Source organism: Paenibacillus sp. J31R122 (genome assembly GCF_056269185.1).
This window is the reverse complement of the sequence record NZ_JBWDNM010000001.1, coordinates 71,407-86,126: the sequence shown is the minus strand read 5'-3', so window position 1 is coordinate 86,126 and position 14,720 is coordinate 71,407. Positions and strand designations below refer to the sequence as shown.

The 14,720-nt window shown below is 42.9% G+C and carries 11 protein-coding genes and 1 pseudogene; 3 read left to right on the top strand and 9 right to left on the bottom strand.

What is annotated here, in order from left to right; genetic code table 11:
* Positions 1-167: 167 nt before the first annotated feature.
* Both AC0YN7_RS00385 and AC0YN7_RS00380 read left to right on the top strand, forming a co-directional pair.
* Positions 168-2,012, top strand: a complete 1,845-nt coding sequence (locus AC0YN7_RS00385; protein WP_475807969.1) for a sensor histidine kinase — start codon at positions 168-170, stop codon at positions 2,010-2,012.
* Positions 2,009-3,565, top strand: coding sequence for a response regulator transcription factor (locus AC0YN7_RS00380; RefSeq protein ID WP_475807968.1), 1,557 nt, complete (start codon positions 2,009-2,011; stop codon positions 3,563-3,565). Before AC0YN7_RS00385 ends, AC0YN7_RS00380 begins: the two co-directional genes overlap by 4 nt.
* A 180-nt stretch (positions 3,566-3,745) precedes the next feature.
* On the opposite strand, the pseudogene AC0YN7_RS00375 reads toward AC0YN7_RS00380, so the two are convergent.
* Positions 3,746-3,883, bottom strand: a pseudogene (locus AC0YN7_RS00375) (IS4 family transposase); the annotation flags it as partial.
* A 194-nt stretch (positions 3,884-4,077) separates the two neighbouring features.
* Here AC0YN7_RS00375 and AC0YN7_RS00370 point away from each other — a divergent pair.
* A complete protein-coding gene (locus tag AC0YN7_RS00370) occupies positions 4,078-4,635 on the top strand; it encodes an MATE family efflux transporter (protein ID WP_475807967.1) in 558 nt (185 codons plus the stop codon).
* Between the two features lie 340 nt (positions 4,636-4,975).
* Here AC0YN7_RS00370 and sigK read toward each other — a convergent pair whose 3' ends face one another.
* From sigK to AC0YN7_RS00330, 8 genes are all read right to left on the bottom strand, one after another.
* The gene (gene sigK, locus AC0YN7_RS00365) at positions 4,976-5,506 is read right to left on the bottom strand and encodes an RNA polymerase sporulation sigma factor SigK (RefSeq protein ID WP_475808468.1); all 531 of its coding nucleotides are present in this window, start codon (positions 5,504-5,506) and stop codon (positions 4,976-4,978) included.
* Positions 5,507-5,778: 272 nt separating this feature from the next.
* Entirely contained in the window at positions 5,779-6,678 is a 900-nt protein-coding gene (locus AC0YN7_RS00360) for an aldo/keto reductase (RefSeq protein ID WP_475807966.1), read from the bottom strand.
* Positions 6,679-6,755: 77 nt separating this feature from the next.
* Positions 6,756-8,282, bottom strand: coding sequence for a malectin domain-containing carbohydrate-binding protein (locus AC0YN7_RS00355; RefSeq protein ID WP_475807965.1), 1,527 nt, complete (start codon positions 8,280-8,282; stop codon positions 6,756-6,758).
* A gap of 15 nt (positions 8,283-8,297) precedes the next feature.
* On the bottom strand, positions 8,298-9,719 hold the full coding sequence (locus tag AC0YN7_RS00350) for a hypothetical protein (RefSeq protein ID WP_475807964.1): 1,422 nt from the start codon (positions 9,717-9,719) through the stop codon (positions 8,298-8,300).
* 36 nt (positions 9,720-9,755) lie between these two features.
* Positions 9,756-10,982 (bottom strand): Gfo/Idh/MocA family protein, encoded by a 1,227-nt coding sequence (locus AC0YN7_RS00345; protein ID WP_475808467.1) that lies wholly within the window; start codon positions 10,980-10,982, stop codon positions 9,756-9,758.
* A gap of 177 nt (positions 10,983-11,159) precedes the next feature.
* Positions 11,160-12,707, bottom strand: coding sequence for an ABC transporter substrate-binding protein (locus AC0YN7_RS00340; RefSeq protein ID WP_475807963.1), 1,548 nt, complete (start codon positions 12,705-12,707; stop codon positions 11,160-11,162).
* Between the two features lie 77 nt (positions 12,708-12,784).
* Positions 12,785-13,672, bottom strand: a complete 888-nt coding sequence (locus AC0YN7_RS00335; protein ID WP_475807962.1) for a carbohydrate ABC transporter permease — start codon at positions 13,670-13,672, stop codon at positions 12,785-12,787.
* A gap of 21 nt (positions 13,673-13,693) precedes the next feature.
* On the bottom strand, positions 13,694-14,653 hold the full coding sequence (locus tag AC0YN7_RS00330; protein WP_475807961.1) for an ABC transporter permease: 960 nt from the start codon (positions 14,651-14,653) through the stop codon (positions 13,694-13,696).
* Between the last annotated feature and the right edge of the window lie 67 nt (positions 14,654-14,720).

The window sequence follows — 14,720 nt, the reverse complement described above, 5'->3', positions numbered from 1 at the left end:
TCCCTTTTTCTCGATCTCGATACTCGAAACCGTTAAACTAAATGTAATCGCATTCACTTATTTAAGAAATGTAGAAATCTGACTATCTCGTTTATACTTTTTTGATCTTTTTTGATTATACGGACTGTGTTATACTTTTCATCATTCCATCTTTCAGGAGAAAAATTATGTTTAGTAAACTTGGTTTTCAAAATAAACTTCTTATTACCATCATGATTATTTTTTTCTTAATCCTGCTCTTATCCACTTTTTACTTGTACACCTATATGAAATCGATGCTTGTTCAAACCGAACTGGCAGGTCTTGTCCCTACTACACAGAAGGTTTCAGATCAAGTCGATACTCTGTACAAACAGCTTGACTACGCGGCACTCGGATTTACGAATAACCAAGATAATCTGGATGTAATGGTTGAACTAAGCAATTCTTCAAGCACAAATTATCTTGATAATTTGGTTTCCCAAAATAAGCTCTCCCACAATTTAAATGCGATTTACAATGTAGTCAGCGATCTATATAAGGTTGTTATTTTTGTTCCAGATAAAAATATCTTCTTCCCTTATTTCAGAACTGAAAATCTAGTTAAAGATATTCCTTCCCCTTATATAAATTCAAGTTCGATTGGCGAACTCTTTAAAAAAGACAAGCTATTTTCAGCGATTCCTCCTCATCCTGACTTTTGGTCAACAGAACCCGAGTCCGTTATTTCTGTTGTAAGAAAATTCAGCACGCCTTATTTCACGGATTTCGGAATGGTAGAAATTCAATTGCCATATAAGAGCCTAGAGCTTATTACAAGCATCGAAAATAATCAATCCGGCAAGCAGGTCTATATTTTCGATGAAGTTGGAAATCTTATTTTCCCAACCAAAACTAAAACCGATAAGCAACATCAATCGTTGCTGACGATGCTCTCCAAACAATTAAGAGAGCAGACGACGCTTACTACCGGAGAGATAAAGCTAGAGGGTCAATCTACTTTGATAAGTACCAATCATTCAAGCTACTTGGGCTGGACAACTGTTGTTGCGGATGACGGCATTTCCTTGAAGTATAATTTGAAGCATTACCGGTCTATTCTTTTTATTATTAGTTTTTTAACCTTATTACTTGTACTGATTATCTACTATTTTGCTATAAGAAACTTAATGAAACCACTAAAAAAACTTACTAAAACAGTAAAATCAGTGAGTTTGGATAACTTATCCTTCAATACTAGCACTGATAAACGTTACGAGTATAACGAGCTGGTTATGTTAAACCGTTCATTCGAAAACATGATAGATAAGCTTAAACAGTCTATCAATACCGAATTTGAATCCCGAATCAGAGAAATAGAAGCCAACTACTCAGCTCTTCAGGCACAAATTAATCCTCACTTTCTATTTAATACACTTAATGTGATTGCCGTCCATTGCGAAGAAACAGACTCTATGATCGCTGCGGACATGTGTTACCGGCTTTCAGAGATGATGAGATACAGTGTCTCCTCCACTGATACTGATGCATTATTAGCGGATGAGAGTAAATATTCCATTTATTATCTGGAGTTAATGAAGCTTCATTATGATAACAGCTTATTTTATGAAATGCATATACCCGAACAGATGTTCATACTTCGATTTCCCAAATTATCGTTGCAGCCCTTCGTAGAAAATGCAATTAATCACGGGTTTGATAAAAGTCTGCCACCTTGGAGAATTATCATTTCAGGACGATTCAAAAGTACATCCGATTGGGAAATAGTTATTCAGGATAATGGCTCTGGCTTTGATCCTGCCGTATTGCTTGATCTCAATCAGAAGCTATCTACCTACCAAACTAATTTTATCGAAGGCAAGCTATTAAAAAATCTTCAAATATCCGGAATGGGTATGCTTAACACATTTGTCCGATTAGTCATTCATTTTGGAGAAGGATTTTACTTTACCGTGTCAAATTTGGAGGAGCATGGCTGCCGGATTTGTTTCGGTGTTAAGGAGATTTTAGCCGAGGAGGTAAAGGATACGTGATCAACGTCATCGTCGCGGAAGATAAGCACCCTATCTTAAGAAATGTAGTTAAAAAAATCAATAGCTTTAGCCCTAACATACAGGTTATTGGGGAAGCTGCCGATGGAATAACCGCACTAGAAATGTGTCTTAGCTTGAAGCCCCATATAGTGTTTACGGATATAAGAATGCCAGGAATGGATGGTCTGCAGCTTATTACGCAATTAAAAAAGGCAATGCCAAATACAATATTCATCATTATTAGCGGTTTTAATGATTTTGAATATGCAAGAGAGGCTATGCGCCTTGGGGTAACGGAATTTCTTTTAAAGCCTGTTACCCAACAAGCGATAGAAGGAATTTTAGACAAGGTAACTCAGTCCATTCAATCCAACCATATGGCTGAAGAGCAGCAGCTTATATCCGACCTGCTTAGGGGACGGAATTCTCAGATGATAAGTAAATTTGAGTCGCCAGCAGGTAAAACCTATTTCATTCTCGTGCTTTGTGCCGGCTCCATATCCAGGTTTTTTATCGAACTATCTAATCCTGCGTATGACTTCTGGCTTCAAACCAATTTGGCTAGTTTCCTTGCAAGGCACGCGAATGGGCAATTTGAGGACTTTTGGGTTTTTGACGGCGAGGCAATGAATGAAATGATTGTTGTTCTTAGCTGCAGTCAGAGGGGCTCTATCGATTTCACATCACTTTATGAGGCTTTTCTTTCCAAGTTCGGACTATCAAATCAACGCTTTACCTTTGCGGTCAGCAAACGAATTGAGAAGCTGTCGGAATTAAGATTAGAGTATCAGCTAAGCAGAATCATTCTAGACAAAAATGCTGTTTTCGGTCAATCAAGTCTCCTATTTGTTAAGGATTATTCTTTGAACACTCAACCTAAAATAGAATTCGAAAAAGCTTTTGACAAACAGAAGTTAATTGCTTTCATAAAGAACAAAAAGAAAGATTTTTTTCTCAATGAGATCCAAGCAATCTTTGACCGATGGGAACAGCTTAATTATACACAGAGTGCGGTAGAGCTGTATTTATCCCAAATTTTATATGAAGCCTCTCACGCTTGTTTAGACCATCCGATCATAACTAACGATCTAAAATTAGAGCTTGATGAAGTTATCTCAATATCCAAAGACTATCGGTCGTTGCATAAAAACGCAGCATTCATTTTCGAAAAATTCTTTCATTCCCCCAAAGGTTCAGAGCCTATTGCAGGGTCCGTTAAATTGATTATCGATAAAGTAGATACCTACTTCAGGGATCATTTATCTGAGGAAATAACGATTGCTGACGTTGCAGAAATGGTTAACTTCAACGTTTCTTTCCTGAGCCGAGAATTCAAGAAGTATAAAGGTTCTGCTCCCATTGAGTATTTAAATCACCTGAGGATCGAAAAAGCTAAGCTACTGATTATGGACACCTCCAACATCAAATTCAAAGATATCGCGGCAATGGTAGGATACAATAATCAATATTATTTCAGCAAAGTATTTAAACTCATTACGGGATTAACTCCCACGGAATTCAAGTGCTTACCAAGCCCAGATATAAGGATATAAGTAAAAAAGGCTGACCTCGGATTTTTCTGACCAATAATGACACTATCTATTGAGGGCTTAACTCTCGAGCTAAGTGAATATTGGAATCATTGAATAGGCCTCATCTTTATTAGAGAAAAACAAGGGAGATAGTTCACTGCTAACGTATGAAAAGCATACGCGGCAAATGAACTACCTCCCTAATTTCGGATCAAACCGGCAGTAGATTACATTGATCAAAACGACCAATTGTTCTAGGGCAACCACCCAGTCGATCGTGCCGACTTCATCGCAGAGCAAATAGAATAGTCCGCCAAAAGACCGTTGATCGGTACTCTGATCGAGGGACTGCTTTTGTTCTATCATGGAGAAGACACCTCTTCTGTGTGGTAGTGTAGACTTCGACACTCTCACTTTACCAAACAGAACGGTGTTTTTCTATTTCCGTCAATCTCCACATCTAATTGACTTCAAAGTCAAGCTACATGTGGTCTGAAGCTGATTTTGGCTCTGCGAAAGTTGAGATAATAAGAATGGGTTTAGAAGCATATTCCGCTCATACACTGGCAGGGAACTTCACCATATTCCCTACAATAATCGGAATTGGAATCGCGACAGCAACGGCAACACTCATCGGTCAAAGTATCGGGGCTAAAGATAATCAAGCTCTTAGACGGTACAGTAGGGCTTCCGTACTACTTCTAATGCTCGTCATGACGATTACATTATTAATACTGTTCCTTAGTTCATGCGTAACCGCAAGAATATTTACGGATAACAAAAGCGTTATTCTACTCATTGTCACAGTATTGGGGATTGATACCTTGACCCAACCTGCAACAGCCGTTGTCACTTCACTAACGTCTGTCTTGCAGGCAGGGGGGGACACCAAATACCCGATGTATGTTACAGCGGCAGGAATTTGGGTGATTAGAATACTCGGTGTTTACTTGCAGGGTGTTTACTTGCAGGGTGTTTACTTCGGGTTTGGATTGGCGGGGGTTTGGGTGGCAATCGGATTAGATAATTACATTCGCGCATTATTCTTGTGGCAAAGATACCGTTCATTCAAATGGATAAAGAGCGTATGACAAGTGGAGGTATTACCATCTTACAAAACCTAAAACGAACAGCGAAATAACTTATGTCTAATCTGATTAGCATTCATATCTGCTTTGCCTTATATGTTTAGGTAAAAAAGAGAGGGGCGATTAGCCCCTCTTTACTATTTCCGCCAATACACCTCAACTATTAGTCTTTCCTGACCAACAATGAGCAACACTCCACATGTGTGGAGTGCGTAAGAAGTAAAAAAACCAAACGGAACCTCTACCGTTTGGTTTCAGATATTGATAACATTGGGAAATCGCTACCGTAACTTTATCGTTATAAACGACACGGCCAAATTGAAAATTTGACCTCTGCTCTTCCCTACCGCTTCACCTTATAAAACTCATGATACAACTTCATCAACGCCCGCTTCTCTATCCTCGACACATAGCTCCGACTAATCCCAAGCTCCTTCGCAATCTCCCGCTGTGTCCGCTCATCCCCACCATGCTCGAGCCCAAAACGTCCGATCACAACTTCCTTTTCTCTGTCATCCAATATATCAAGATTTTTATAAATCTTGCTCTTCTCAATTTTAAGTTGCACCTTATCCACAATATCATCGGCCTCGGTGCCGAGAATATCTATAAGCGTAATTTCGTTGCCTTCCTTATCCGTGCCGATGGGATCGTGCAGCGAAACGTCCTTACGGGTCTTCTTCAAAGATCTCAAGTGCATAAGTATTTCGTTCTCAATACAACGTGCCGCGAACGTTGCAAGCTTTGTCCCCTTACCTGTTTGAAAGCTCTCGATGGCTTTGATGAGACCTATCGTGCCGATGGAGATCAGATCTTCTAAATCCTCACCTGTATTGTCGAATTTTTTGAGGTTGTGGACACGAAGAAACGTAATTCACTTTACATAATGCAGTCAAACAGAACAAAGAGCTACCACTCGGCAGCCCAAAGTAAATCGAAACATGGTTTCTCATTTGAAAACCTTCATTTGAATCTTCTGATCCATCCATCCCCTGCCAATACTTGAACCGAATGAGCCTTCCGTCCGAAGCTGTTCCTGTAATGCCCACTGTGGAGAACGACTCGTTTCATGCGCGAACATAAGCGGGCAATTCGTGATGATGAGATGACATTTTGTTCATTTCTCCTTCCAAATCATGAAGTAACTCAGTCAAACAATTGCTGCCCTTGAAATAACGAATACACTTTTTCTAGCTCTTCAGGCTCCAAGCCCTTCCCATCACAGAAGGCCAAATTAGTTCGCAGTGAAGTAAGCGAAGCTGTACCCGTAAGCGTGACATGAATATCAGGGTTGCTTAAACTAAACCGCATGGCGGGTTCAATTAGCCCTTTAGGCTCCGACTTTCGCAAGAAGCTTATCAATTGCATTCGATCTTTGGCTTTTGCTAACGTTTCATCGTCCAAAAAGTGAGCCGGTGAATCAGCTAAAATCCCCATACCGAGCACACTGCCGTTGATCACTCCGACGCCCAATTCCTTGGCAAGCGGCAGCACTTCGTCCTTGGCCGTATGATCCAGTAACATATAGCGAGCATAAAATTGGATAGTATCGAAGATTCCCGTATCCATATATCTCATAAGCAACGGTAAATCTCGTGTGGTTATGCCAATATAACGGATTTCCCCTTCTTGTCTGAGTTTTTGCAGCGCAGGAACCGTTTCGTTCACGATAAGCTCATAAGGATGACTCTCTACATCATGAAGTTGCAAAAGATCAATCCAATCGGTCTGCAGCCGCTGCAGGCTATCTTCCACCGATTGGATCGTGCTGTTATAATCGTAGGTCATGTCCGACCTGACTGCTTTGGAAGCCAGTACTATGCCCTCTCTGCGACCGAGCAGCGCCTTACCAATACGGCGCTCCGATTCCCCACGTCCATATAAGGGAGCGGTATCAATGAAATTGATACCCGAATCAATCGCCTCATGAATCAATCGCTGTACTTCGCCTTCATCCGTCCTGCCAAAATCACCGGCAAGCGGAGCACCGCCAAGGCCAAGCTTGGATACCCTCAATCCTGTATTACCGAAAATCGTATACTCCACTTTTATCGCTCCTCTTTTTCAAAGCCGGATTAACAGCCTACGAGACCGCCCTCTGATTGTTTTGGATGGGCAGCCATTTATTCTCCTTCTTCAGTTATGACAACTGTCTGGTTTAGATTCGGCGCTGATGCTGGGAAACGAAGCGGTTCACCTTCAGCCATCGTCGCTTCGATGTAATACTCAAAATCGTCATTTGTCTCCAAATCAAGCGAAATTTGATAAACACCGCGATTCACATGCGTGAAGTTTGCATTCTGAGTTTCGTATTCTCCTAGAAACCTCCAGTATAAAACCAATGCTCTAGGAACAGCGCCGATGAGAATTGCTTTTAATTGAAGCGGCTCCCCTTTTGTTAAACTGGTGCGAACCGTCGGAACGATTAGGCGAGACTTGCCCGTGTATTTGGAAATCGGCATAGCGTCCGGCGGCAACGATTCCCCGAGCAGCTCTTCCAGTTCTTTGCTTGGCTGGTGCAATTGGGTATGCATCGTCTGCTGCTGCACGTTGGCGAATGTTCCGAGCTCACCCGGCGAAGAAACGGTAGCCAGCAGATGTACATTCATTTCCGCGTATTGATGTACAAGCTCCTTCCGGATGGGAAGCAGATTAGCTTTTGCCATCTCCCGTTGCCGATCGTCTGAATCTTCTTCTCTCACAGACTCCATCGCCACTTCGTACATTCCGAGCGTGCAGCCGATTTGGGCCGCGCAACGCAAATACCGAAACTGCTCCGACCAATAATCGAACCGATCCAATTGTCCTGCTCCGTAAACCCGGCTTCTCAATGCCTCCAGCCTATCCACAAATGCATACTGCTCTGCGACATCTCTCCATAAGGTACGGTTGACTACGATCGTGCTGCCCGGACCTGATACCCAAGTGATTGGCCGTGGAAGCTTTCCATCAATTTCGGTGAAGATAACAGCAATCTCATCTGCCGCTTCACATCCAAACTGAGAAGCAGCCCAATCGACATAGAAGTCGCTAATTGGTAAATCTCGATCTCGGTCTTTCAATTCTGGCAAATCCGCCTCGTATTTATCGACCGCCAGCCCCCCGCAATTGATTTGACGCGAGAAAACGAATCCTTCGAATTGGTTGATGCCATCGGTCATTCCCTCAACTACAATGGCACATAAAGCCGTTTCCCCACTTTGTGTTTTAAAGGTGAGCTTCAGTACGCCATCCGACACTTTCACTTCTTGGATGGATCGCTCCCACGGTTTATTCAGACCAGCACCTGCGAGAATATCAACCTGGTATAACCGTTTGTCAATCCCGCTGTTCGTGAAAACATCGAAAACTCGTTTTCCTGTCCCGGCGACTTCCCACTCACGGAATTTCAACGTTACTTTATACATACCGTTAGGGATTTGCAGGCTGTAGCTTTTCGCACCAACACGCGCCGTATCATATATGGACTCACACGCCGCTTCCAATCGATGAAGTGTTACAACCCGGCCTCCTGCGGATCCTTCTGCCGAGTAGGGCTCCATTTCCTCTGGATTGCCAAATTTGTCATTCCATTCGCTTTGCTCCCATCCCGCAGCAGCAAGTCCCGCAAGCGTTGGATCGATGACCTTCGTCCGCCAATGAATGCCCATTAAAACATTGCATCCTTAAGCGTGAGCATCGGCGGCATCTTGACGCATCCGTCCTGCCCACAGCTGCGGTAAATTCATCGCCGGATCGTCCTCCACCCATGGGATGGAGCATTTCGGGCGGTTTTGGATCGTATGGAATCCAGGTTCCACAAAATCGAAGCCCAGATTTCGGTTAATACAGCTAAAAGGCAACGACTTCGGCAAATGACGATCAAACAGCGTCCTATCGGCTTGCGGACCGAGCACCCACCCGCTAGTTGCGACTTGTATGGAAGGATTGACATACTCCGCCGCATCAATCGCGGTCTGAAAGTCGCGTAATGTAGCCTGCGTCTGGTCCTCGCTGTTGCCTCCCCAGGTCCATGTTTCCGGCGTCCATAACCAGAAGTAGTCCAGCGGATGCATGTATTTGATCCTCGTAAAGATGCCCTCATACAACAGCCTCTTCGTTTCCGCAGCATCGGGTTCTATTCCTTTATCAATCAAGCGATCCTTAACCTCTTGAGGAATCGTCAGAGGCGCTTCCGTTCCGAGGCAAGTCGATATTCCGAGTTTGTTGGCATATGTAAAAACCGAACTTAGTAACTTACCGAACCGATTAAACAACTCGTTACTATGTTCCATTGTTTGCGGCCATGGCACCATGTCCTTTATGTAGTCTGCTCCGTAGTCATCGCGTTCGAATAGTTGGTCGCCGCCATCGGTATAGGTGCCCGTCTCTTGCGAGACATAGCCCCACGCCCCATTGATCGATGTAAAATGCCGGGACTGGTAGCTGCTTTTCACTTCGCCGTTTTCTTTCACATCTTCTGCCAACCCGATCCAGGTTGCTGGTTCAGCGCTGGCGTACAAGTTTGTGCGAGGCCGCTCGGGATACGTGTGCAAACCGATAAAGTTCATTCGCAGCTTCGGAAGCTGAGCAAGTACGCTTTTATATTCGTTTTCGTTCCACCAGTCGGGTCCTTCTGGAAAATCGTGAAACGGCAAAATGCCTCGCTGCTGAAACAATGGAGAGCCATTTTCAGCAATGTCCATCAATTCCAACGAAATCAGGCGATCCGGAACAATGTCGCCATGAAGCGAAAACCGAATTCCATAGTGTTCTGCCAAACGATAAGCGGCATAGAGCATTCCACCTTGTTGGCCGCCCGCCACGACGATCCACCTTCCACCATTTGCAACAAGCGTTTGCAAGTGATAGCTCTGTCCTGAAACCGTTGACTGACTCTCTTCCTGCTCACCGATCAAATCGGTTATGAACGGGCGACCGTAATGCCCGATAACAAAGCCGCATGACTTAGCCGGAAGCTGATCATCCGAAAGTAGAGGAAGAAGTACAGAAGTCCGTAAATACAAGTACCGCCGAATTCCTTTGGCGGCTAGCTTTTCATGCAACGTCGCATGTATCGGGTATACAATTACTGCTGAATTCAACATGCTAATTCACCCACCCCCATTATCTTCAATATGACACTACCAAGAAGCCATTCCGCCGGGATGGTTAGAAATCAATTCCTGCTTATACTCAGCCATGTGGATTTCTTTGCTCTCCAAACGCGATTTTTCAGCTGCAAACGCCATCAGATGGCTTTGCACGGAAGTCCTTGCACCAGTTAATCCTGCCTCTTCTCCTCCGCTGCTCACTAAGCGGATGAAGTCCCGCATAATGCCGTGATCGCCCCCGCCGCGGCCTTCCAAGGGCGAATCCAGAGAAATTTTTTCTTTTTCCCCGGTTATGAAGCTGGTGACCTCGATTTCATTCCTATCCATATCTGCTCTGATCTGACCACGAGAGCCCATAAGCTTAAGCGAGCGCCCTCCTTCATAAGTGAAAGCGCACATCGTAAAGGCGACTGTGACCTCATTTGCAAATTCAAGATTAACGACTTGATGATCCACGACATTGTTGTCACAATGATAGACGCATCTGCCATAGGGTCCTTCCTTCAAAGCTTGCATAACACCTTCATCGCTTGGATCATTGCTTACGACGTTGCGTAGCACGATACCGACCCAGTCGTCTCTCTCCAAATATATTTTAGGCGCATAGTAAGGGCACTCATCCTGTACCGGGCATCCGTCCAGACAGCGCAACGGCGCCCCTTCCGGCGCACTTCCGGAGCGAAAATGCGTTAGTGATCCAAATGAGGAAACTTTCGTGCAGTCGGCATCCACCAGCCAGGACAAAATATCCATGTCATGACAGCTCTTTGCCAAAATCATTGGGCTGGAAGTTTCAGAATCACGCCAGTTTCCTCTAACAAAGCTATGAGCTTGATGCCTGTGCTCCACATTTTCGGTATGCTGAATGGAAATAAGTCGTCCGATCGCTCCATCTACTAACAGCCGTTTAATCCTTGCAAAAAAATCGGTATAACGAAGCACATGGCAAATCGAAAATACCCGGTTATATTTTTCGGCGTATTCACCCATCACAACGCACTCGGTCGGGTTAGGCGACATCGGCTTTTCAAGCAAAACATGATAACCTTTCTCCAAAGCTTGAATAGCAGGCTTGTAATGCATTTGGTCCTGTGTGCAAATAAGGATTGCATCCGCTAACTTCGGTCCTGCAAGCAGCTGCTCCCAGCTCTCGAATACAAGCTCTTCCTTTACTGCGTGAGCTTGTTTAAAACGTTCTCTCCTCACAGGATCCGTATCGGCAACGGCTACAAAATTTACTTCATCTGGATAGTCCAGCGCATAGGATGCATAAGCATCCGCACCTCGTTGTCAGGCTCCGATTAATGCTGCTGTTATTTTAGTCATTTGTGATTTTCTCCTTCTAGTGATAATTTGAATAAAGGGAGCCTCCACACACTAACATATTGAAATGTCACTGTATGAAAGCTCCCTATTGCTGAAGATTAGTACTGCTTATTTTCCTTTAGTAAGCTTCCATGCTTCGATTTGCTTCTGCTCTTCGGCAACAATTTTGTCACTGCCGGCCTTTTTTAGCTTATCGATGAACTCTGGTAATACAGTATCAGGATCTGCAGAACCAGTTTCAAGCATTGCCACATATTGTGTTGTCACAGTTCCCACTTGAGCGATCTCGCTTTTCACTGGAGTTGGATCAAAGCTGAAACCTAATAATGGGGAACCCACCGAACTCTGGTTCATCTTAATCGTATCTTCCCAAAGTCCAGGCTTCTGACCTTTGGTATAATAACCGTTGAATTGGTTGCCAATTTCCCAGTCAAATTGTGGGTCGTAACCGCTGTCTTTAATTACTTCTACAGTATTACTATCCAATTTATTGTAGTGCTTGCCTTCAATTCCGTGTGCTAACAAGTTGTACAACTGTTTATCTTTAAATAACAAGTCCAGCAGCATGACAGCACGTTCTGGATTTTTGGAGGTTTTACTAATACCAGTCATTGTCGCGATAATCGAACTTGTCAACAGCGTAGGCTGTGTAAGTCTAGCGATATATACATCTTCGTTCAATCCTGGATTAAAGTCTGTATCTCCACCAGGTCCAATATTTCCTGCATTCATACTCGCTGTTTTACCAGCTTTACGATCCGCTAGGGTGTCTTTCAACGTTGCAGCATCTTTACGTATAAAGCCTTTTTGATACCAGTCTCTCATTAATTTAACGTAAGACTTATATTCATCCGATTCAAATTGGTTGACCACTTTCAATGAAGTATCCGTCAGCTTGATAACGCCAGGCACGTTGCGTCCTGCAATCTCATCGAATCCATAATAAACGAGATTCGTACCAAAAGTACCGCCATTCGAATTCTCGTATGGAACCATATCAGGGTTATTTTGTTTCACTTGAGCCAAGAAAGGAGCAAGATCATCTAATTTTTTTATGCCGCCTGGTTTAATGCCGTATGTATCAGCTACATCCTTTTGAAGAAATATACCGTTTGTCATAGTCCAAGCTTGGTAATTCGGAATTGCATAGATTTTACCGTTAACTTTCGTAGCATCCCATCCTAGTTTAGGAATCGTTTGCAGGATCGTCGGGGCATATTTAGCAATCAGGTCATCAAGCGGAATAAATACGCCTTTATTCACATTCTGATAGTAATTGTTTGCCCAGTTAGCCGTAAAAGCAAGATCGTAGTTTTCTTGGGCTGCGTTGACCATTGACATTTTTTGATCGAAAGCTCCCCAATCTGTTATCTTCAGGTGTAATGTTACATTTAATTTGTCTTTCAAAACTTTGTTCATTTCCGCTTCCACCGTAGCTATATCAGTCTGCGGCGTGCCGTCCAAATACCACGTTAATTCAACAGGATCAAGTTTAGGTGCAGTTGAGGCAGTTGGAGATGCTGCAACAGTCGTGGCTGGAGCTACCGATGGGCTGCTCGACGTTTCATTTTTTGAGCCGCATCCTGCCAACATACTAGTCATTGCGATACCGACTGCAAGACTTACGCTCATTACTTTAATTGCTTGTTTCTGCATAATTAAAAGAACCTCCCTGAGTTTGTATTTATCTCTTGTAACAGCATTGCCGATTACAACCTGCAGTAAGATTTTTCCTAGCCTTTCACTGCGCCAACTGTTAAACCTTTTACGAAATATTTCTGAAGAAACGGGAACACGATTAGAATTGGACCTGCTGCCAAGATCGCAATTGCCATCCGAGCCGTTTCATTTGGAAATCGAGTAATATCGATGTTGATGTTACCCATTTTCATATTGTTCGATAAATACTGAATATTGTTCATAATTCTATAGAGCATAAACTGTAATGGGACAAGCTTCTCGTTATCGATAAAAAGCAATGCCAGCCACCAGTCATTCCAATAAATAAAAGCGATGAATAATCCTACTGTGGCCATAGCAGGCTTGGCTAAGGGCAGAATAATTTGGAAAAAGATTCTCCACTCTTTCGCCCCATCAATTTTGGCAGACTCTATAAGTGCCAACGGAATTTCCGATAAAAAGCCTCTCATCAACAGCACATGCCACGGCATAATGACATAAGGTAATATCAACGCAAGTAAAGAATCATCAATGTGCAGATACTTTTTAATCAAAATATACCAAGGGACGAGCCCACCGTTAAATAAGAGCGTAAAAAATATGATGAAAGATAATGCATTTGACCACGAGAAATCTTTGCGTGACAAAACATAAGCTAACATGGCAGTAATCAGCAAACTGAGCACTGTTCCGAGCACAGTCACCGCGATGGATACCGAATAGCCAGTAATCAGCGGCTTGGGACTATGTAACAAGTAGTCATATGCAAAGGTTGTAAAAGTTTTCGGAATAAGACTATATCCTTCTTTAGCAATGTCTGATTCTGATGAGAATGAAATGGAAATGACATACAGCAGTGGAATTATGCAGAAGATAGAAAATATGATAAACCATCCATGAATAATTCCTCTTGCTAAGCTAATATTTCTCCGTAAACCCATACACTCCACTTCCCTTTTTTTCTAAAAAATCGCATTTTCTTTGTTGATCTTTCGAACAATGAAGTTCACCGTCAGTACGAGCACAAAACCAACTAACGATTGATACAGCCCGATCGCAGTTGACATCCCGATATCGCCTGACACCCGTAAGGCACGATATACATAAGTGTCAATAACATCCGTTGTGGCGTATAACGCCCCAGAATCTGCAGTCAGAAAATAGAACATTCCGAAATCAGAGTAAAAGATTTTTCCTATTTGCAACACGGAAATCAGCGTAATTAACGGAGTTAACAAAGGTATGGAAATATGACGAACTTGCTGCCACTTGGAAGCGCCATCGATGGCCGCAGCCTCATAGTAACTTTTGTCGATGCCCATAAGTCCTGTGTAAATGATAAGCGTTGAATAGCCGATGTTTTTCCATAGAAATGCAAGACTTAATATAAAGGGCCAATATTTAGATTCCATATACCAATTGATTTCAGCAAATCCAAACTGTTTAAACAGGTGATTGATTACACCCAATTGAGGATTAAGCAAGGCATACGTTACATAACTGACTACTACCCAGGACAGAAAGTAAGGGAAAAACAACGCCGTTTGATACAATTTGACCGCCTTGCGGCTCAATTCGAAAAGCATAAGCGCAAAAGCAATGGAAAACAAATTGGTTAAGATAATAAAACTTAAGTTCAATGCCAGGGTGTTTCGTGTTACTTGTAAAGCAGCATCCGAGGTGAAAAAGAATTTGAAATTGTTCAATCCTACCCAATCGCTGCCCCAAATCCCTTTGCTAAAATTGTAATCTTTAAAAGCAATTACTAAGCCAAACATTGGCAAATATTGAAATATGATAACGAATAATAAACCTGGAAGTGCTATACTAATTAAACCCCAATTGCGTCTAATCGCTCGCCAAAAAGCAAATCGTTTTTTATAGGTTATCGTTGGATTCACCATCACTTTGGAATTAGCCATTATGTTCACCTCCTCTCTGTTGAACATATCGTACTGTAATCAATCCAGAAATTCTATTGTAAAAAGG

Coding starts and splice junctions, on each gene's coding strand:
- AC0YN7_RS00385 (WP_475807969.1), top strand. CDS start 168: ATGTTTAGTAAACTTGGTTTTCAAAATAAACTTCTTATTACCATCATG.
- AC0YN7_RS00370 (WP_475807967.1), top strand. CDS start 4,078: ATGGGTTTAGAAGCATATTCCGCTCATACACTGGCAGGGAACTTCACC.
- AC0YN7_RS00355 (WP_475807965.1), bottom strand. CDS start 8,282: ATGGGCATTCATTGGCGGACGAAGGTCATCGATCCAACGCTTGCGGGA.
- AC0YN7_RS00350 (WP_475807964.1), bottom strand. CDS start 9,719: ATGTTGAATTCAGCAGTAATTGTATACCCGATACATGCGACGTTGCAT.
- AC0YN7_RS00340 (WP_475807963.1), bottom strand. CDS start 12,707: ATGCAGAAACAAGCAATTAAAGTAATGAGCGTAAGTCTTGCAGTCGGT.
- AC0YN7_RS00335 (WP_475807962.1), bottom strand. CDS start 13,672: ATGGGTTTACGGAGAAATATTAGCTTAGCAAGAGGAATTATTCATGGA.
- AC0YN7_RS00330 (WP_475807961.1), bottom strand. CDS start 14,653: ATGGCTAATTCCAAAGTGATGGTGAATCCAACGATAACCTATAAAAAA.